This is a genomic window from Pseudomonas sp. CFBP 8772 (assembly GCF_014841665.1).
GTDB classification, from domain to species: Bacteria; Pseudomonadota; Gammaproteobacteria; order Pseudomonadales; family Pseudomonadaceae; genus Aquipseudomonas; species Aquipseudomonas graminis_B.
Genome location: NZ_JACYUI010000015.1, coordinates 28,624 through 46,696, shown reverse-complemented (window position 1 = coordinate 46,696; position 18,073 = coordinate 28,624). Strand labels below are relative to the sequence as shown.

The 18,073-nt window shown below is 61.4% G+C and carries 14 protein-coding genes; 13 read left to right on the top strand and 1 reads right to left on the bottom strand.

All coding sequences use genetic code 11. The features are described 5' to 3' along the window. The first annotated feature begins 228 nt into the window (after nucleotides 1–228). Nucleotides 229–1,782, top strand: a complete 1,554-nt coding sequence (locus tag IFT99_RS23310) for a sigma-54-dependent transcriptional regulator (RefSeq protein WP_065986966.1) — start codon at nucleotides 229–231, stop codon at nucleotides 1,780–1,782. Between the two features lie 164 nt (nucleotides 1,783–1,946). Here IFT99_RS23310 and IFT99_RS23305 read toward each other — a convergent pair whose 3' ends face one another. Then, nucleotides 1,947–2,213, bottom strand: a complete 267-nt coding sequence (locus IFT99_RS23305; protein WP_065986968.1) for a DUF2790 domain-containing protein — start codon at nucleotides 2,211–2,213, stop codon at nucleotides 1,947–1,949. Nucleotides 2,214–2,660: 447 nt separating this feature from the next. Between IFT99_RS23305 and acs the strand changes: the two genes are divergently transcribed. From acs to astB, 12 genes are all read left to right on the top strand, one after another. After that, nucleotides 2,661–4,616: an acetate--CoA ligase gene (gene acs / locus IFT99_RS23300; protein ID WP_065986974.1), complete on the top strand. Its 1,956-nt coding sequence runs from the start codon at nucleotides 2,661–2,663 to the stop codon at nucleotides 4,614–4,616. 1,411 nt (nucleotides 4,617–6,027) lie between these two features. Next, nucleotides 6,028–6,804: an ABC transporter substrate-binding protein gene (locus IFT99_RS23295; RefSeq protein ID WP_065986206.1), complete on the top strand. Its 777-nt coding sequence runs from the start codon at nucleotides 6,028–6,030 to the stop codon at nucleotides 6,802–6,804. Between the two features lie 91 nt (nucleotides 6,805–6,895). Further along, nucleotides 6,896–7,585 carry an ABC transporter permease gene (locus IFT99_RS23290; protein WP_065986205.1) on the top strand — a complete coding sequence of 230 codons (690 nt, stop codon included), beginning with the start codon at nucleotides 6,896–6,898 and terminating at the stop codon, nucleotides 7,583–7,585. Further along, nucleotides 7,582–8,280 carry an ABC transporter permease gene (locus tag IFT99_RS23285; RefSeq protein ID WP_065986204.1) on the top strand — a complete coding sequence of 233 codons (699 nt, stop codon included), beginning with the start codon at nucleotides 7,582–7,584 and terminating at the stop codon, nucleotides 8,278–8,280. The genes IFT99_RS23290 and IFT99_RS23285 overlap by 4 nt, the downstream gene beginning before the upstream one ends. Before the next feature lies 1 nt (nucleotide 8,281). Further along, nucleotides 8,282–9,394, top strand: coding sequence for a succinylglutamate desuccinylase/aspartoacylase family protein (locus IFT99_RS23280; RefSeq protein ID WP_192135434.1), 1,113 nt, complete (start codon nucleotides 8,282–8,284; stop codon nucleotides 9,392–9,394). 21 nt (nucleotides 9,395–9,415) lie between these two features. Next, nucleotides 9,416–10,180, top strand: coding sequence for an ABC transporter ATP-binding protein (locus IFT99_RS23275; protein ID WP_065986202.1), 765 nt, complete (start codon nucleotides 9,416–9,418; stop codon nucleotides 10,178–10,180). A 149-nt stretch (nucleotides 10,181–10,329) separates the two neighbouring features. Further along, on the top strand, nucleotides 10,330–11,313 hold the full coding sequence (gene argR, locus IFT99_RS23270) for a transcriptional regulator ArgR (protein ID WP_192135432.1): 984 nt from the start codon (nucleotides 10,330–10,332) through the stop codon (nucleotides 11,311–11,313). Between the two features lie 224 nt (nucleotides 11,314–11,537). Beyond that, nucleotides 11,538–12,758 (top strand): aspartate aminotransferase family protein, encoded by a 1,221-nt coding sequence (locus tag IFT99_RS23265; protein WP_192135430.1) that lies wholly within the window; start codon nucleotides 11,538–11,540, stop codon nucleotides 12,756–12,758. 209 nt (nucleotides 12,759–12,967) lie between these two features. Continuing rightward, nucleotides 12,968–13,999 carry an arginine/ornithine succinyltransferase subunit alpha gene (gene aruF / locus IFT99_RS23260; RefSeq protein WP_065986199.1) on the top strand — a complete coding sequence of 344 codons (1,032 nt, stop codon included), beginning with the start codon at nucleotides 12,968–12,970 and terminating at the stop codon, nucleotides 13,997–13,999. A 133-nt stretch (nucleotides 14,000–14,132) separates the two neighbouring features. Beyond that, nucleotides 14,133–15,158 (top strand): arginine N-succinyltransferase, encoded by a 1,026-nt coding sequence (astA, locus tag IFT99_RS23255; protein ID WP_074890341.1) that lies wholly within the window; start codon nucleotides 14,133–14,135, stop codon nucleotides 15,156–15,158. Then, nucleotides 15,155–16,624 (top strand): succinylglutamate-semialdehyde dehydrogenase, encoded by a 1,470-nt coding sequence (astD, locus tag IFT99_RS23250; protein ID WP_192135428.1) that lies wholly within the window; start codon nucleotides 15,155–15,157, stop codon nucleotides 16,622–16,624. The genes astA and astD overlap by 4 nt, the downstream gene beginning before the upstream one ends. Nucleotides 16,625–16,694: 70 nt before the next feature. Beyond that, nucleotides 16,695–18,041: an N-succinylarginine dihydrolase gene (gene astB, locus IFT99_RS23245; protein WP_192135426.1), complete on the top strand. Its 1,347-nt coding sequence runs from the start codon at nucleotides 16,695–16,697 to the stop codon at nucleotides 18,039–18,041. The last annotated feature ends 32 nt before the right edge of the window (nucleotides 18,042–18,073 follow it).

Here is an 18,073-nt window from a genome sequence, read left to right as displayed (position 1 = left end):
GGGATGAACCTGATGGGCCTTATTGATAGCTGATTTGGCGCTTCCGGACGCGGGGCTTTCGCTCGATTTGCCTGGAACGCTACGACAATTCGTAAAGAAAACGTGACGATCCCATGGATAGGCTCGCATGTAATTGCCGCGCGGTCGCCTCCGGCCCTTGCGCTGTAACGTATTCTTGACGATAAACTTGAACGAACCTGAAATCGATGCCACGTCCGCGAGCTCTCCATGCGTATCAAAGTCCATTGTCAGAACCGCGTTGGCATCCTGCGCGACATCCTTGAGCTGCTGGTGGCCTACGGCGTGAACGTCTCCGGTGGCGAAGTGGGAGGTGAGCATGGCGATGCCATCTATCTGCGTTGCCCGAACCTGATCAATCTGCAGTTCCAGGCGCTGGTGCCGAAATTCGAGACCATAGCCGGGGTATTCGGCGTCAAGCGTGTGGGATTAATGCCCAGCGAACGTCGGCATATGGAGCTCAATGCCTTGCTTGGCGCCCTTGAGTTTCCCGTGCTCTCTATCGACATGGGCGGCTCCATCGTTGCGGCCAATCGCGCTGCGGCGCAGTTGCTGGGCGTGCGGGTCGATGAGGTGCCGGGCATCCCGCTGTCCCGTTACGCCGAGGATTTCGACCTGCCGCAGCTGGTGCGCGCCAACCGCTCGCGCATCAATGGCCTGCGCGTGAAAGTAAAGGGCGACATTTTTCTCGCGGACATCGCGCCCCTGCAATCCGAGCACGAAGACAGCGAAGCCATGGCGGGCGCCGTGCTGACATTGCACCGCGCCGACCGGGTCGGCGAGCACATCTATAATGTGCGCAAGCAGGAGTTGCGCGGTTTCGACAGCATTTTTCAGAGTTCGAAGGTGATGGCGGCGGTGGTTCGGGAGGCCCGGCGCATGGCCCCGCTGGATGCGCCGTTGCTGATCGAAGGCGAAACCGGCACCGGCAAGGAATTGCTGGCGCGGGCTTGTCATCTCGCCAGCCCGCGCGGTCAGTCGCCGATGATGGCGCTCAACTGCGCGGGGTTTTCCGAGTCCATGGCCGAGACCGAGCTGTTCGGCTACGGCCCCGGTGCGTTTGAAGGTGCGCGCGCCGAAGGCAAGTTGGGGCTGCTCGAATTGACCTCGGGCGGCACGTTGTTTCTCGACGGCGTCGCGGAAATGAGCGCGCGGTTGCAGGCGAAACTGCTGCGCTATCTGCAGGAAGGTTGCTTTCGACGGGTAGGCAGCGACGAAGAGGTGTATCTCGATGTGCGCATCATCTGCGCGACGCAAGTGGACTTGTCCGAACTCTGCGCCCGGGGTGAATTCCGCCAGGACCTCTACCACCGGCTTAACGTGTTGTCCTTGCACATTCCGCCCCTGCGCGAGTGCATGGACGGTCTCGCGCCGCTGGTGGAGCATTTTCTCGATCAGGCCAGTCGGCAGATCGGCTGCACCTTGCCTCGGCTGGCGCCCGCGGCCATGGAACGCCTCAGCCAATACCACTGGCCCGGCAATGTCCGGCAGTTGGAGAACGTCCTGTTTCAGGCAGTTTCGTTGTGCGACGGCAAACGAGTGAACGCCGAACATATTCGCCTGCCGGATTACGGCGTGCGCCAACCCTTGGGCGACTTTTCTCTGGAAGGCGGATTGGAAGATATTGTCGGGCGATTCGAGAAAGCAGTACTTGAACAGTTATATGCAGCACACCCGAGCAGCCGGTTATTAGGCAAGCGACTGGGTATTTCCCATACAACGGTGGCCAATAAGTTGAAGCACTATGGAATAGGTCAACGTTGAACGATGTGCTGATTAACTACAGGGGAGTGATCGGAATGGCGGTCCACCTTGCCCGCGAGTGACTTAGACAGATAACAGCCAGATAAACGGATACACCGCATTACATGAGCAAGCACGCTTCTTTAAATAAGTCGCGCGCCCAACTCAACGAAACAGATGGCTGATCAGCCGTTGCTGCAACCGTTACCCATGACCTGATACTCAAGCACGTGGCGTTTGCCCTGCGAGTCTTCGTAAGTCATGTGCTGGGGGACGACCTGGCAGACGTCCGGCACGTCATCCACCGAAATGACCTTCGCGATATCCAGCTTGGTGGAGTAGGTGTACTCCTCGACACGCTGTTGCTGGGCGGCCACTTTCGCGCCGGATTCTTCTGCCATTGCCATGGCGCTGAAACCACAAAGAGCCATTACAACCAGTGCAGCTTTCATTACTCGTTTCCTCTAAGTTGCTTCATTCACACTGCGGCGCAGAAAGTGCGGTCGACAGGGTGCACAGAATCCTTGTGGGGCTCTGGGTGAAGCGAATGATGACCGGGTGGGTTAGTTGATTGATGTCCAGCGTGGGGGCTGTTGTTAATCAATCATTTGCCGTGTTGGCGGAACGGATTCTATGCCCCTCTCCGGAATTCATATAGAAACCATTTTGATAAAGTCTATTGAGCAAATCGGCAACAATCGTCGTATGCAGGTTGTTGGCAGGCGCCCCATGGACTCTTCGGTCGTAGCCGAGACATGAAGATTTGCCGGTAGCCGGGCACGTCACCTGCTTTCGGCGCTATGCTCGGGAGCGGTAAGACCATCGTCGAATGGCCTTTGCAGCCGTCGGCGGATACAACAGGGTCATAAAACAACAACATTTCCACCGAGGTAAGAAAGATGAGTGCGGCTTCCCTGTACCCCGTCCGCCCTGAAGTGGCAGCCAACACGCTGACTGACGAGGCGACCTACAAGGCGATGTACCAGCAGTCGGTGGTCAACCCCGATGGCTTCTGGCGCGAGCAAGCCCAGCGCCTTGACTGGATCAAGCCATTCACCACCGTCAAACAGACCTCCTTCGACGACCACCGCGTCGACATCAAGTGGTTCGCCGACGGCACCCTGAACGTTTCCTACAACTGCCTCGACCGCCATCTGGCCGAGCGCGGTGACTCAATTGCGATCATCTGGGAAGGCGACGATCCGTCCGAGAGCCGCAATATTACCTATCGGGAACTGCACGAAGAAGTCTGCAAGTTTGCCAACGCGCTGCGCGGGCAGGATGTCCACCGCGGCGACGTCGTCACTATCTATATGCCGATGATCCCGGAAGCCGTTGTGGCCATGCTGGCCTGCGCGCGTATCGGTGCGATTCACTCGGTAGTATTTGGTGGTTTCTCCCCGGAAGCACTGGCTGGTCGCATCATCGACTGCAAATCGAAGGTGGTGATCACCGCAGACGAAGGGCTGCGTGGCGGCAAGAAAACGCCCATGAAGGCCAACGTCGACCGTGCCCTGACCAACCCGGAAACGGCGAGCGTACAAAAGGTCATTGTGTGCAAGCGTACCGGCGGCGATATCGAGTGGAACCGTCATCGCGACATCTGGTACCACTCGCTGCTGGACGTGGCCTCAAGCACCTGCGCGCCGAAAGAAATGGGCGCCGAAGAATCGCTGTTCATCCTTTACACCTCCGGCTCCACCGGCAAGCCGAAGGGCGTGTTGCACACCACAGCGGGCTATCTGCTGTACGCCGCGCTGACCCACGAGCGTGTGTTCGATTACCGTCCGGGCGAAGTGTACTGGTGCACCGCCGACGTCGGCTGGGTTACCGGCCACAGCTATATCGTCTACGGACCGCTGGCCAACGGCGCCACCACGCTGCTGTTCGAAGGCGTGCCGAACTACCCGGACATCACCCGCGTGTCGAAAATCGTCGACAAGCACAAGGTCAATATCCTCTACACCGCGCCGACCGCCATCCGCGCCATGATGGCCGAGGGCACCAAAGCCGTAGAAGGCGCCGACGGTTCGAGCCTTCGACTGTTGGGTTCGGTTGGCGAGCCGATCAACCCGGAAGCCTGGAACTGGTACTACAACACCGTCGGCAACAAGAATTGCCCGATTGTGGACACCTGGTGGCAGACCGAGACCGGCGGCATCCTGATCAGCCCGTTGCCTGGCGCTATTGCCTTGAAGCCGGGTTCGGCGACCCGTCCGTTCTTCGGCGTGATTCCGGCCCTTGTGGATAACCTGGGCAATCTCATCGAAGGCGCGGCGGAAGGCAATCTGGTGATTCTCGACTCGTGGCCGGGTCAGTCGCGCAGCCTGTACGGCGATCACGACCGTTTCGTCGACACCTACTTCAAGACCTTTCGCGGCATGTATTTCACCGGTGACGGCGCCCGTCGTGACGAAGACGGTTACTACTGGATCACCGGCCGCGTTGACGACGTGCTCAACGTGTCCGGCCACCGCATGGGCACCGCCGAAATCGAGAGCGCGATGGTGGCTCACCCGAAAGTCGCCGAAGCAGCCGTCGTGGGCGTGCCTCACGATCTGAAGGGGCAGGGCATCTACGTTTACGTCACCCTCAATGGCGGTGAAGTGCCGGACGAAGCGTTGCGCATCGAGCTGCGCAACTGGGTGCGCAAGGAGATCGGTCCGATCGCTTCGCCGGATGTGATTCAGTGGGCGCCGGGCCTGCCGAAGACCCGTTCCGGCAAGATCATGCGCCGTATCCTGCGCAAGATCGCCACCGGGGAGTACGACGCGCTGGGCGATATCTCTACGCTGGCCGACCCGAGTGTGGTGGCGCATCTGGTGGAGACGCACAAGACCATGACTGCCGCCTAAGGGTCGTGCTCCGGGGAGCGATTTGACAATCGTTAAGATCAAGAGCGTCCGCCTAACGGCGGACGTTTCGCCTTCGGCGAGTTACTTGGAAAAGCACCCCAAGTAACCAAGGGTGCTTGCTCCTGGTTTGGTTCCTCCTTCGTCGGAATACCCTCACTCCGGTCTCGCTCCGTGGGCCCGCTGCCATCCGCCATCCATGGCGGGGGGCAGCTCTCGCCGCATCCATGCGGCTCGGCCCTCTCCGCGAGACCTCCGTTCAGCCTGCACCCAAGTCGCGATTGGTGTCGTCTGGAACTCTTGTGTTCGAAGATCAAGATCAACAGCTTCCCGGCTGAAGCCGGTCCTACTGACACCGCGCCCAGTCAGTGGGACCGGCTTTAGCCGGGAAGGGGCCAGTGGGTTCACCATCAATTTCGCGGTCTACACACCGACGCCTTCCCGGCTAAAGCCGGTCCTACAGTCGGTGTCGCCCGCACTTCTGATCGTTCCCACGCTCCGCGTGGTAACGCAGCCCCGGACGCTCCGCGTCCTACAGACGAAGCGGATTCAGGCCTGGCGAGGTGACGCGGAGCGTCACAGGATGCATTCCCACGCGGAGCGGGGGAACGATCGACACCGCGCAGGTCGTAGGACCGGCTTCAGCCGGGAAGCTGTTGATTTGCTCCTTATTTGCTTTTGATCTTCATACGCAAGAGGCTCAAACACCGCCAATCGCGACTTGGGTGCAGGCTGAACGCAGACGACGCGGAGTGGGTCGAGCCGCATGGATGCGGCGAGAGCGCCGTCAGGACATGGATGTCCGTTCGGCGCGGGCCCACGGAGCGTCGTTGGAGTGAGGGAACCCGACGAAGGAGGGCCAAACCAGGAGCAGGCACTTTTGGTTACTTTTAGTGCTTTTTAAAAGTAACTCGCCGAAGGCGAAACAGTCTGCCCCTAGGCAGACGCTATTGATCTCAAACCTTCAGGCGCCGCCGAGAATCGGGAAATATCGATTTGTTACCGCACATCCGCCCCGGTAACCTCCCGCCCCGCCGTGAGGCATTTCCACCCGAAAACAAAGCATTTCATCGCCCCGAATCAACCCGCTCCCACGCTGGACTTGCCGGATCATAAGGCTTTGCCAATAATGGGCGCGTTATTTGCTTCGCTGATAGGTTTGCCAACTCTGGCCCTTGCATAAAGCTTTTTGGATGTCAATTAGCCTGAATACGATTTCATGCGCTTCTGTAACTAGTTGTCGCATTGAAGAAATATCGACTTTCAGCCTGCCGCTAAAATGCCGACCACTCGCCGAAGGCTAGTCGGGTCCAGAGACCCGCCGGCACCTCGCGTCGCAATTTCTGATTCCTCCTGTTCATTGAGCGCCTCGCTCACTGCCATTTGTCGCGTTATACCGATGGAGTTCCAAGAAATGAAAAAGCTCATGCTGCTGGGTGCGCTGGCACTGACCGTATTGGCACAGCCCGTATTCGCCGATGAAAAGCCCATGAAGATCGGCATCGAAGCGGCATACCCTCCGTTTGCCTCCAAGGCACCGGACGGCAGCATCGTCGGCTTCGACTACGACATCGGCAACGCCCTGTGCGAAGAGATGAAGGTCAAGTGCGTATGGGTCGAGCAGGAATTCGACGGCCTGATCCCCGCGCTGAAAGTGCGCAAGATCGACGCCATCCTGTCCTCGATGTCCATCACCGAAGACCGCAAGAAGTCCGTCGACTTCACCAACAAGTACTACAACACCCCGGCCCGCCTGGTCATGAAGCAGGGCACCGTCGTCAGCGATGGCATGACCGAACTCAAGGGCAAGAACATCGGCGTGCAGCGTGGCTCGATCCACGAGCGTTTCGCCCGCGAAGTCCTGGCCCCGCTGGGTGCTGAAATCAAGCCGTACAGCTCGCAGAACGAAGTCTATCTGGACATCGGCGCCGGTCGTCTCGATGGCACCGTGGCCGACGCCACCCTCCTGCAGGACGGCTTCCTGAACACCGAATCCGGCAAAGGCTACGCGTTCGTCGGCCCGGCCTTCACCGACGTCAACTACTTCGGCGACGGCGTCGGCATTGCCGTGCGCAAAGGCGACAAGGCTGATCTGGACAAGCTCAACGCAGCCATCGCGGCCATTCGTGCCAACGGCAAATACAAAGCCATTCAAGACAAGTACTTCGACTTCGACATCTACGGCAAGTAACGTGGTTTGAAGCCGTCAATGGCGCAAGCAGCCGGTCACCGTACCGACTGATTGCGCCATTTTTCTATCCCGCGCTTGAGGGCCAAACAACATGTTGAAAGGTTACGGAGCCGTCATCCTCGACGGTGCATGGCTGACCTTGCAGCTCGCTCTGTGCTCCATGGCGCTGGCGATCGTGCTCGGCCTGATCGGCGTGGCATTGCGGCTGTCGCCGGTGCGATGGCTGGCATGGCTGGGCGATCTGTATTCCACCGTGATCCGCGGCATTCCCGATCTGGTGCTGATCCTGCTGATTTTCTACGGCGGTCAGGACCTGCTCAACCGCATCGCGCCGCTGCTCGGTCACGACGACTACATCGACCTGAACCCGCTGGTGGCCGGCATCGGCACGCTGGGTTTCATTTTTGGCGCGTACCTGTCGGAGACCTTCCGCGGCGCGTTCATGGCCATCCCGAAAGGGCAGGCCGAAGCGGGCATGGCCTACGGCATGAGCAGTGGCCGGGTGTTCTTCCGCATTCTGGTGCCGCAGATGATTCGCCTGGCGATCCCCGGGTTCACCAATAACTGGCTGGTACTGACCAAGGCCACCGCGCTGATTTCCGTGGTCGGTCTGCAGGACATGATGTTCAAGGCCAAGCAGGCGGCCGATGCCACCCGCGAACCCTTCACTTTCTTCCTCGCAGTCGCGGCCATGTACCTGGTGATCACCAGTGTCTCGCTGCTGGTACTGCGCTACATCGAAAAACGTTACTCGGCCGGCGTAAGGGTGGCAGACCTATGATTTTCGACTACAACGTCGTCTGGGAAAGCCTGCCGCTGTACGTCGGCGGCCTGCTGATCACCCTCAAACTGCTCGCGCTGTCACTGTTCTTCGGCCTGCTCGCCGCACTGCCGCTTGGCCTGATGCGCGTGTCGAAAATCGCCTGGGTCAATCTGCTGGCGTGGAGCTACACCTACGTCATTCGCGGCACGCCGATGCTGGTGCAGTTGTTCCTTATCTACTACGGGCTGGCGCAGTTCGAGGCGGTGCGTGAGAGCATTCTGTGGCCGTGGCTGTCGAGCGCGACCTTTTGCGCGTGCCTGGCCTTCGCCATCAACACCAGCGCCTACACCGCTGAAATCATCGCCGGCAGCCTGAAGTCCACGCCGCCGGGCGAGATCGAGGCGGCACGGGCGATGGGCATGTCGAAAGCCAAGATGTACCGCCGCATTCTGCTGCCGTCGGCCCTGCGCCGGGCGCTGCCGCAGTACAGCAACGAAGTGATCATGATGCTGCAGACCACCAGTCTGGCTTCCATCGTCACGTTGATGGATATCACCGGTGCGGCGCGCGCGGTCAACGCGCAGTTCTACCTGCCGTTCGAGGCCTACATCACCGCAGGCGTTTTCTACCTGTGCCTGACGTTCATTCTGGTGAAACTGTTCAAGCTGGCCGAGCGCCGCTGGCTCAGTTACCTCGCCCCGAGGAAGCACTGATATGCAGCGCATCGATCACGATTTGCCGTGGGGTAACCTCGGCACCCAGCGCACCTTGAGTGTGTTCCGTTTCGGCCAGGGCGAGCGCAAGGCCTACATTCAGGCCAGCCTGCACGCCGATGAGTTGCCGGGCATGCGCACCGCCTGGGAATTGAAGAAACGCCTGACACAGCTGGAAGAGCAGGGCTTGCTCAAGGGCGTCATCGAGCTGGTGCCGGTCGCCAACCCGATCGGTCTGGGCCAGTTGCTGCAGGGCAACCATCAGGGCCGTTTCGAGTACGGCAGCGGCAAGAACTTCAACCGCGATTTCACCGAACTCAGCGAGCCAGTTGCCTTGGCGCTGGCGGGCAAGCTCGGCGACGACCCCCACGCCAACATCAAGCTGATTCGTCAGGCCATGGCCGACGTGCTCGAGCAATTACCGCCTGCCGGCAGCGAGCTGGCCGGCATGCAGCGCGTTTTGCTCAGTCATGCCTGCAGCGCCGACGTGGTGCTGGACCTGCATTGCGACACCGACGCCTCGCTGCACATGTACGCCTTGCCCCAGCACTGGCCCCTATGGCGTTCGCTGTCGGCGCATTTGGGGGTGACCGTTGCGCTGCTGGCCGAAGATTCCGGCGGCAGCTCGTTCGACGAAGCCTGTTCGCTGCCGTGGCTGCGTTTGTCCAAGCACTTCCCGGACGCGCAGATTCCGCTGGCCTGCCTGGCCACCACCCTGGAGCTGGGCGGTCAGCTCAACACCGGCAAGGCCGAAGCCGAGGCCTACGCCGAAGGCATCCTGGCGTTTCTGGCCGAGCAGGGCCTGATCGGCGGCGAGTGGCCGCAACCGGTCCATGAGGCGTGTGAGGGCATGCCCTTCGAAGGCACCGAAATGATTTATGCGCCCCATCCCGGCGTGCTGACGTTTTTACGTCCGGCGGGAGCCTGGGTCGAACCCGGCGAACCGCTGTTCGAGGTCATTGACCCGTTGACCGATCGCGCCACCACCGTCTGTGCCGGTACGGCCGGGGTGCTGTTCGCCATCGAAAAACTGCGATACGCCCAGCCGGGCTTCTGGATGGCCAAAGTGGCCGGCCGCACGCCGTTGCGCAGCGGCCGCCTGCTCAGTGACTGATTACTTGTGAGAACCGACATCATGAACAAACTGGAAGTCCAGGACCTGCACAAGTGCTATGGCAGTCACGAAGTGCTCAAAGGCGTTTCGCTGACCGCCAGAGCCGGCGATGTCATCAGCATCATCGGCTCCAGCGGCTCGGGTAAAAGCACCTTTCTGCGCTGCATTAACTTGCTGGAGCAGCCAAAATCCGGCCGCATCCTGCTCAACAACGAAGAGCTCAAGCTCGTCTCCAACAAGGCCGGCGGCTTGAAGGCGGCTGACCCCAAACAGCTGCAGCGCATGCGTTCGCGCCTGTCGATGGTGTTTCAGCACTTCAACCTGTGGTCGCACATGACCGCGATGGAAAACATCATCGAGGCGCCCGTGCACGTCCTGGGCGTGCCGAAGAAAGAAGCGCTGGAAAAGGCAGAACATTACCTGAACAAGGTCGGTGTCTATCACCGCAAGGACGCTTACCCGGGGCACATGTCCGGCGGCGAACAGCAGCGCGTGGCGATTGCCCGGGCGCTGGCCGTGGAACCGGAAGTCATGCTGTTTGACGAACCAACGTCCGCCCTCGACCCCGAGCTGGTCGGCGACGTGCTGAAAGTCATGCAGGCGCTGGCTCAGGAAGGCCGAACCATGGTGGTGGTGACCCACGAAATGGGCTTCGCCCGTGAAGTGTCGAACCAGCTGATCTTCCTGCACAAGGGCCTGGTCGAAGAGTCCGGCAACCCCCGTGAAGTGCTGGTTAATCCGAAATCCGAGCGTCTGCAGCAGTTCCTGTCCGGCAGTTTGAAGTAACCCGCCCGCCACGTGAGAGCGGTGCGTTTTGCATCAGAACGGTTCATGCTGCGCGTCATCCAGACCGCAGCCATTGACTGCAGGTTACAGAATCCCATCGCATGCCAGGCGTGCGACCCCTTTTAGCGACACGTTTCGGACTGCACGCCATGACTGCCCATCGAATCGGATTTCTCATCTGGCCCGGCACCAAAGCCTTGACCCTGGCGCTGGCAGAGGAAGCCCTGCGTGTTGCTCAGCGCGTTCACCCCGAAGTGGTTTACGAACTGTCGTTTCTGCAGGCCGAGCCGCCCGTTGACGCTGCCGGTTGGCAGCTGCCGGGCGAGCCGTGGGTCGGTCGTCTGGAAGGGTTTCAGAAGCTGTTTCTGCTGGCCGACGAGCCGCCGGCGCCGATGTCTTCGGCCCTCGGTGGCGCGCTCAAACAACTGGTTCGCGCCGGTTGCGTGATCGGTGGATTGTCGGCGGGCGTGTACCCGCTGGCGCAGTTGGGTCTGCTCGACGGTTACCGTGCCGCGGTGCACTGGCGCTGGCAGGATGATTTCGCCGAGCGCTTCCCAAAGGTCATTGCCACCAGTCATCTGTTCGACTGGGATCGTGATCGCCTGACCGCCTGCGGCGGGATGTCGGTGCTGGATCTGCTGCTGGCGGTGCTGGCCCGTGATCACGGCGCCGAGCTGGCCGGCGCGGTGTCGGAAGAACTGGTGGTGGAGCGCATCCGTGAAGGCGGCGAGCGGCAGCGGATTCCATTGCAAAACCGTCTCGGTTCCAGCCACCCGAAGCTGACCCAGGCGGTGCTGTTGATGGAAGCCAACATCGAAGAACCGCTGACCACCGACGAAATCGCCCAGCACGTGTGCGTGTCGCGCCGTCAGTTGGAGCGCATCTTCAAGCAGTACCTCAATCGCGTGCCGAGCCAGTACTACCTCGAACTGCGCCTGAACAAGGCCCGACAGATGCTGATGCAGACCAGCAAATCGATCATTCAGATCGGCCTGTCCTGCGGGTTCTCCTCAGGGCCGCATTTCTCCAGCGCCTACCGCAACTTCTTCGGCGCCACCCCCCGCGAAGACCGCAACCAGCGCCGCAGCAGCAGTCCGTTCGAATTGTCCTCGGTGCCGGCCGAGCGCGGCTGAATATTCAGCTTGGCCGGTTTCGAATCAGCACTGCTCCAGGCGCACGCCACCGGTTAAACTGCGCCTTTGTGACGGAATTTGTCGCATTGCCGAAAACCCCGTAAAAAGCCGGTTTGGCGCTATAAGAAGTTGTCGCTTGTCGGCAAGGCCCGGCCCGAATCAGTCCTTACAATCCTTCCATCGCTCGCCTGTCCCAGGCAGGCGTTCCTCTTCAGGAGACTCCGATGTCCGTTGAGCAAGTACCGGTGCAACGTGCCGATTTCGACCAGGTGATGGTTCCCAACTATGCCCCGGCAGCGTTTATCCCCGTGCGCGGTCAGGGCTCTCGCGTCTGGGATCAGTCGGGTCGTGAACTGATTGATTTCTCCGGCGGCATCGCGGTCAACGTGCTGGGCCATGCGCACCCTGCGCTGGTCGGCGCGCTGACCGAACAGGCCAACAAGCTGTGGCACGTTTCCAACGTCTTCACCAACGAACCGGCGCTGCGCTTCGCCAAAAAGCTGGTCGACGCCACTTTCGCCGACCGCGTCTTCTTCTGTAACTCCGGCGCTGAAGCCAACGAAGCTGCGTTCAAGCTGGCCCGCCGCGTTTCCCACGATCTGTATGGCCCGGACAAGTACGAAATCGTCGCAGCCCTGAACAGCTTCCACGGTCGCACCCTGTTCACCGTGAGCGTCGGCGGTCAGCCGAAATACTCCGACGGCTTCGGCCCGAAAATCACTGGCATTACCCACGTCCCGTTCAATGACCTCGACGCGCTGAAAGCCGCCGTCTCGGACAAGACCTGCGCGGTGGTGCTGGAGCCGATCCAGGGCGAGGGCGGCGTGCTGCCTGCCGAACTCGACTACCTGCAAGGCGCGCGCAAGTTGTGTGACGACCACAACGCGCTGCTGGTCTTCGACGAAGTCCAGAGCGGCATGGGCCGCAGCGGTCACCTGTTTGCCTACATGCATTACGGCGTGACGCCGGACATCCTGTCCAGCGCGAAAAGCATTGGCGGCGGCTTTCCGATGGCGGCCATGCTGACTACCGAAAAACTCGCCAAGCACCTGGCCGTTGGCGTCCACGGCACCACCTACGGCGGCAACCCGCTGGCGTGCGCGGTGGGCGAGGCGGTCATCGACGTGATCAACACCCCGCAAGTGCTGGCCGGCGTGAAGGCCAAGCATGAACGGTTCAAGGCCCGTCTGGAGAAGATCGGTCAGCAATACGGCGTGTTCAGCCAGGTGCGCGGCATGGGTCTGTTGATCGGCTGCGTGTTGACCGAGGCCTGGAAGGGCAAGGCCAAGGACTTCTTCAACGCCGCCGAGCAGGAAGGCGTCATGGTGCTTCAGGCCGGTCCCGATGTGGTGCGTTTCGCGCCGAGTCTGGTGGTTGAAGACGCCGACATCGAGGAAGGCCTGAACCGTTTCGAACGGGCGGTCGCCAAGCTGACCGGGGCGTAAGTCCTTCGGTCGACCGGGACACACCCTTTGGCTGATTGGCGTACGCCTTCCCTGTAGGAGTGAGCTTGCTCGCGATAGCGTTGTGTCAGATGCAGATGCCTCGCTGGACCACCGCTATCGCGAGCAAGCTCACTCCTACGAGTTGTAGCCAGACAGACCTTTTTTATTGCCGTTAAACCGGCCCGATTTTTTTCTCAAGGAGTGACACCATGCTGGTGATGCGCCCCGCGCAAATGGCGGATCTGAGCGAGGTTCAACGACTCGCGGCAGACAGCCCGATTGGTGTCACGTCCCTGCCGGATGACGCTGGACGTCTGGGTGACAAGATTGCCGCGTCCGAAGCCTCGTTCTCGGCGGAAGTCAGTTTCAACGGCGAAGAGACCTACTTCTTTGTCCTCGAAGACACAGAAGCGGGTCGTCTGGTGGGCTGTTCCGGAATCGTCGCTTCGGCGGGCTATTCCGAGCCGTTCTACAGCTTTCGCAACGAAACCTTCGTCCACGCCTCCCGCGAACTGAAGATCCACAACAAGATTCACGTGCTTTCGCAGTGCCACGACCTCACGGGCAACAGCCTGCTGACCAGCTTCTACGTGCTGCCTGAACTGGTTGGCACGCTGTGGTCCGAGCTCAACTCCCGCGGCCGTTTGCTGTTCGTCGCCAGCCATCCCGAGCGCTTCGCCGATTCAGTGGTCACCGAAATCGTCGGTTACAGCGACGACCACGGCGACTCGCCGTTCTGGGACGCCATCGGGCGCAACTTCTTCGACATCAACTACGCCGAAGCCGAGCGCCTGTGCGGGCTGAAAAGCCGCACCTTCCTCGCCGAGCTGATGCCCCATTACCCGATCTACGTGCCGCTGCTGCCCGATGAAGCGCAAGAAGCCATGGGCCAGGTCCATCCGCGTGCGCAGATCACCTTCGATATCCTGATGCGCGAAGGCTTCGAGACCGACCATTACATCGACATCTTCGACGGCGGGCCGACCCTGCACGCTCGGGTGTCCGGCATTCGCTCCATCGCCCAGAGCCGCGTCGTGCCGGTCAAGGTCGACACGGTCAGCACCGGTGATGCGGTCAAGGGTGGCCGACCTTATCTGGTTTCCAATGGCCAGCTGCAGGATTACCGCGCGGTGATGCTGGAACTGGACTGGGTGCCTGGCAAACCGGTGGCCCTGAGCCTGGCCGCGGCCGAAGCGCTGGGCGTCGGCGAAGGCGCCAGTGTGCGTATCGTCGCGGTCTGACAACCGGGTCATGTTGGGTTGGGTTGGGTTGAGATGAGTTGACGGCGACCGGTGCTGCAGTGGCAGGCCGACGCCGTAAAGCAGGTTAGCGAGTTCGCCGGGGGTTGCAGAACCAACGGCTTGAGGAGAAAGCATGATCGTTCGTCCCGTACGCAGCAGTGACCTTCCGGCGCTGATCGAGCTGGCGCGCAGCACCGGCGCAGGCCTGACCACCTTGCCGGCCAATGAAGAGCGTCTGGCGCACCGGGTCGGCTGGGCCGAGAAGACCTTCCGTGGCGATGCCGGGCGGGGCGATGCTGATTACCTGTTCGTGCTCGAGGATGACGACGAGAAAGTCGTGGGCATTTCCGCCGTCGCGGGCGCGGTGGGGCTGCGCGAGCCCTGGTACAACTACCGGGTCGGCCTGACGGTCAGCGCTTCCCAAGAGCTGAACATCTACCGCGAGATCCCGACACTGTTTCTGGCCAACGACCTCACCGGCAACTCCGAGCTGTGTTCGCTGTTCCTCCACGCCGACTACCGCAACGGCCTCAACGGCCGCTTGCTGTCCAAGGCGCGGATGCTGTTCATCGCCGAATTCCCGGAGCTGTTCGGCACCAAGACCATCGCTGAAATGCGCGGCATCTCCGACGAGCAGGGTCATTCGCCGTTCTGGGAAAGCCTGGGCCGACACTTCTTCAAAATGGAATTCAGTCAGGCCGACTACCTCACCGGTGTTGGTAACCGCGCTTTTATTGCCGAGCTGATGCCGAAGTTTCCGCTGTACAGCTGCTTCCTTTCGGAGGCCGCGCGCGAAGTCATCGGCCGCGTACACGTCAGCACCGAACCGGCGCTGGCGATGCTCAAGGCCGAAGGCTTCAGTTACCAGGGTTACGTCGACATTTTCGACGCCGGCCCGGCCATCGAGTGCGAAACCAGCAAGATCCGCGCGGTCCGCGACAGCCAGGCGCTGGTGCTGGCGGTCGGGACGCCGGGCGACGATGCGACGCCATTCCTTATTCACAACCGCAAGCGCGAAGACTGCCGCGTGACCGCTGCGCCTGCGCGTCTTGCCGCCGGCACATTGGTGGTCGACCCGCAGACGGCCAAGCGCTTGCGCCTCAGCGCCGGTGATCAAGTGCGCGCTGTGCAACTGTCGCCTGCCCGGGAGAGTATTTGATGAACACTTTGTACATTGCCGGTGCCTGGCAGGACGGGCAGGGCGACGCATTCAATTCCCTGAACCCGGTGACCCAGCAGGTGATCTGGTCCGGCAAAAGCGCAACGGCTGAACAGGTCGACGCGGCAGTGAAATCGTCTCGTCAGGCGTTTCCGGCCTGGGCGACGCGCAGCCTGGACGAGCGCATCGCCGTGCTCGAAGCCTTCGCTGCTGCGCTGAAGAGCCGCGCCGATGAAATCGCCCGTTGCATCGGTGAGGAAACCGGCAAGCCGCTGTGGGAATCGGCGACTGAAGTGACCAGCATGGCTAACAAAGTCGCGATCTCGATTCAGAGCTACCGCGAGCGGACGGGCGAGAAGAGCGGCCCCCTAGGCGACGCCACCGCTGTGCTGCGACACAAGCCCCACGGCGTGGTGGCGGTGTTCGGGCCTTACAACTTCCCGGGGCACTTGCCTAACGGGCACATCGTCCCGGCGTTGCTGGCGGGCAACACCGTGGTGTTCAAGCCCAGCGAGCTGACCCCCAAAGTCGCCGAGCTGACCGTGCAATGCTGGATCGAAGCCGGTCTGCCTGCGGGCGTGCTCAATCTGCTGCAAGGTGCCCGTGACACCGGCATCGCGCTGGCCGGGCATTCAGGCATCGACGGGTTGTTCTTCACCGGTTCGAGCCGCACTGGCAATTCGCTGCATCAACAGTTCGCCGGCCGTCCGGACAAGATTCTTGCCCTGGAGATGGGTGGGAACAACCCGCTGGTGGTCGATCAGGTCGCCGATGTCGATGCCGCGGTCTACACCGTGATTCAGTCGGCCTTTATTTCCGCCGGCCAGCGCTGCACCTGCGCCCGACGTCTGCTGGTGCCCCAAGGGGCGTGGGGCGATGCATTCCTGGCGCGGCTGGTTGAGGTGACATCGACCCTTCAGGTCGGCGCGTTCGATCAACAACCTGCGCCGTTTATGGGTTCGGTGATTTCCCTTGCCGCTGCCCGTGCGCTGCTTTATGCCCAGGAAGTGATGCTCGCCAATGGCGCAGTGGCCTTGCTTGAAATGACCCAGCCCGCTGCGCAATCGGCGCTGCTGACGCCGGGCATCATCGACGTCAGTGACGTGGCGGATCGTGCCGATGAGGAGCTGTTCGGGCCACTGTTGCAGGTCATTCGCTACGCTGATTTCGACGCAGCGATCGAAGAGGCCAACGCCACGCAGTACGGGCTGGCGGCGGGGCTGTTGTCGGACTCCCAGGCGCGCTATCAACAGTTCTGGCTGCAGAGCCGCGCGGGTATCGTGAACTGGAACAAGCAGCTGACCGGCGCGGCCAGTACCGCACCGTTCGGCGGTGTCGGCGCCTCCGGTAACCATCGCGCCAGCGCTTATTACGCGGCGGATTATTGCGCGTACCCGGTGGCCTCGCTGGAGACGGAAACCCTGGCACTGCCTGCCAGCCTGACGCCCGGCATTACCCTGAATTGAGCGCGCTCCTTGATAGCGCAGCGCACGTCGAAGAACGTGCACATAAAAACAGATCCACGGAGCCTCACCGATGAAATCCTGTGAAGTCAACTTTGACGGTCTAGTGGGCCCGACCCACAACTACGGTGGGCTGTCCTACGGCAACGTCGCGTCCCAGAACAACTGCCAGCAATCCTCCAATCCGCGCGAGGCCGCTTTGCAGGGGCTGGCCAAAATGAAAGCGCTGATGGAGATGGGTTTCACCCAGGGCGTGCTGGCCCCCCAGGAACGCCCCGACGTAGCAGGTCTGCGCAAACTGGGCTTCAGCGGCAGCGACGCACAGGTCATTGAACGCGCCGCCAAAGAGTCGATGCCGCTGCTGGCCGCCAGTTGCTCGGCGTCGAGCATGTGGGTGGCCAACGCCGCCACGGTCAGCCCGAGCGCCGACACCGCCGACGGCCGCGTGCATTTCACCGCCGCCAACCTCAACTGCAAATACCACCGCAGCATCGAGCACCCGACCACCAGCCGTGTCCTCGGCGCGATGTTCGCTGATCAGCAGCATTTCGCCCACCACGCGGCGCTGCCTGCCGTCGCCCAGTTCGGCGACGAAGGTGCGGCCAATCACACGCGCTTTTGTCGCAGCTACGGAGAGCCCGGCGTCGAATTTTTCGTCTTCGGCCGCGCCGCGTTCGACAGCCGTTTCCCTGCACCGCAGAAATACCCGGCCCGTCAGACCCTCGAAGCGTCCCAGGCCGTTGCGCGTCTGCATGGCCTGAGCGCCGAGGGCGTGGTCTTCGCCCAGCAGAACCCGGCGGTGATTGATCAGGGCGTGTTCCACAACGACGTGATCTCGGTCGGTAACGGTGAAGTCCTGTTCTATCACGAGGACGCCTTCCTCAATACCGAGCCCATGCTCGCCGAACTGCACAACAAGCTCGGTCAACGCGGCGGTCGCTTCCAGGCCATTTGCGTGCCGCGCAGTGAAGTGGCGGTGGAAGACGCCGTGCGTTCGTACCTGTTCAACAGCCAGTTGCTGTCCTGCGCGGACGGTTCGATGCTGCTGATCGTGCCGGAAGAGTGCCGCAGCAACGAGCGCGTGTGGCATTACTTGCAGCGCCTGCTGGCGGACGACAGCCCGATCCGCGAGGTCAAGGTATTTGACCTCAAGCAGAGCATGCAGAACGGCGGCGGCCCGGCGTGCCTGCGTCTTCGCGTGGCGCTGAATGAAACCGAACTGGCGGCGGTCAATCCAGGCGTTATCATGACCGCGCCGCTGTACGACACGCTGACGCAGTGGGTCGACAAGCACTATCGCGACCGCATGAGCGACAGTGATCTGGCCGATCCGCAATTGCTGACCGAATGCCGTACGGCGCTGGACGAACTGACGCAGCACCTGAAACTGGGCGCGGTCTATCCTTTCCAGATCAACTGATGCACCCCATCCGTTACGCCTGCGCCCAAACG

What these genes read in the sequence shown, in the direction of transcription:
- IFT99_RS23285 (WP_065986204.1), top strand. Translation starts at nt 7,582, where the DNA reads ATGATTTTCGACTACAACGTCGTCTGGGAAAGCCTGCCGCTGTACGTC.
- aruF (WP_065986199.1), top strand. Translation starts at nt 12,968, where the DNA reads ATGCTGGTGATGCGCCCCGCGCAAATGGCGGATCTGAGCGAGGTTCAA.
- IFT99_RS23310 (WP_065986966.1), top strand. Translation starts at nt 229, where the DNA reads ATGCGTATCAAAGTCCATTGTCAGAACCGCGTTGGCATCCTGCGCGAC.
- astA (WP_074890341.1), top strand. Translation starts at nt 14,133, where the DNA reads ATGATCGTTCGTCCCGTACGCAGCAGTGACCTTCCGGCGCTGATCGAG.
- acs (WP_065986974.1), top strand. Translation starts at nt 2,661, where the DNA reads ATGAGTGCGGCTTCCCTGTACCCCGTCCGCCCTGAAGTGGCAGCCAAC.
- IFT99_RS23305 (WP_065986968.1), bottom strand. Translation starts at nt 2,213, where the DNA reads ATGAAAGCTGCACTGGTTGTAATGGCTCTTTGTGGTTTCAGCGCCATG.
- IFT99_RS23275 (WP_065986202.1), top strand. Translation starts at nt 9,416, where the DNA reads ATGAACAAACTGGAAGTCCAGGACCTGCACAAGTGCTATGGCAGTCAC.
- IFT99_RS23280 (WP_192135434.1), top strand. Translation starts at nt 8,282, where the DNA reads ATGCAGCGCATCGATCACGATTTGCCGTGGGGTAACCTCGGCACCCAG.
- IFT99_RS23265 (WP_192135430.1), top strand. Translation starts at nt 11,538, where the DNA reads ATGTCCGTTGAGCAAGTACCGGTGCAACGTGCCGATTTCGACCAGGTG.
- IFT99_RS23290 (WP_065986205.1), top strand. Translation starts at nt 6,896, where the DNA reads ATGTTGAAAGGTTACGGAGCCGTCATCCTCGACGGTGCATGGCTGACC.
- IFT99_RS23295 (WP_065986206.1), top strand. Translation starts at nt 6,028, where the DNA reads ATGAAAAAGCTCATGCTGCTGGGTGCGCTGGCACTGACCGTATTGGCA.
- astB (WP_192135426.1), top strand. Translation starts at nt 16,695, where the DNA reads ATGAAATCCTGTGAAGTCAACTTTGACGGTCTAGTGGGCCCGACCCAC.
- argR (WP_192135432.1), top strand. Translation starts at nt 10,330, where the DNA reads ATGACTGCCCATCGAATCGGATTTCTCATCTGGCCCGGCACCAAAGCC.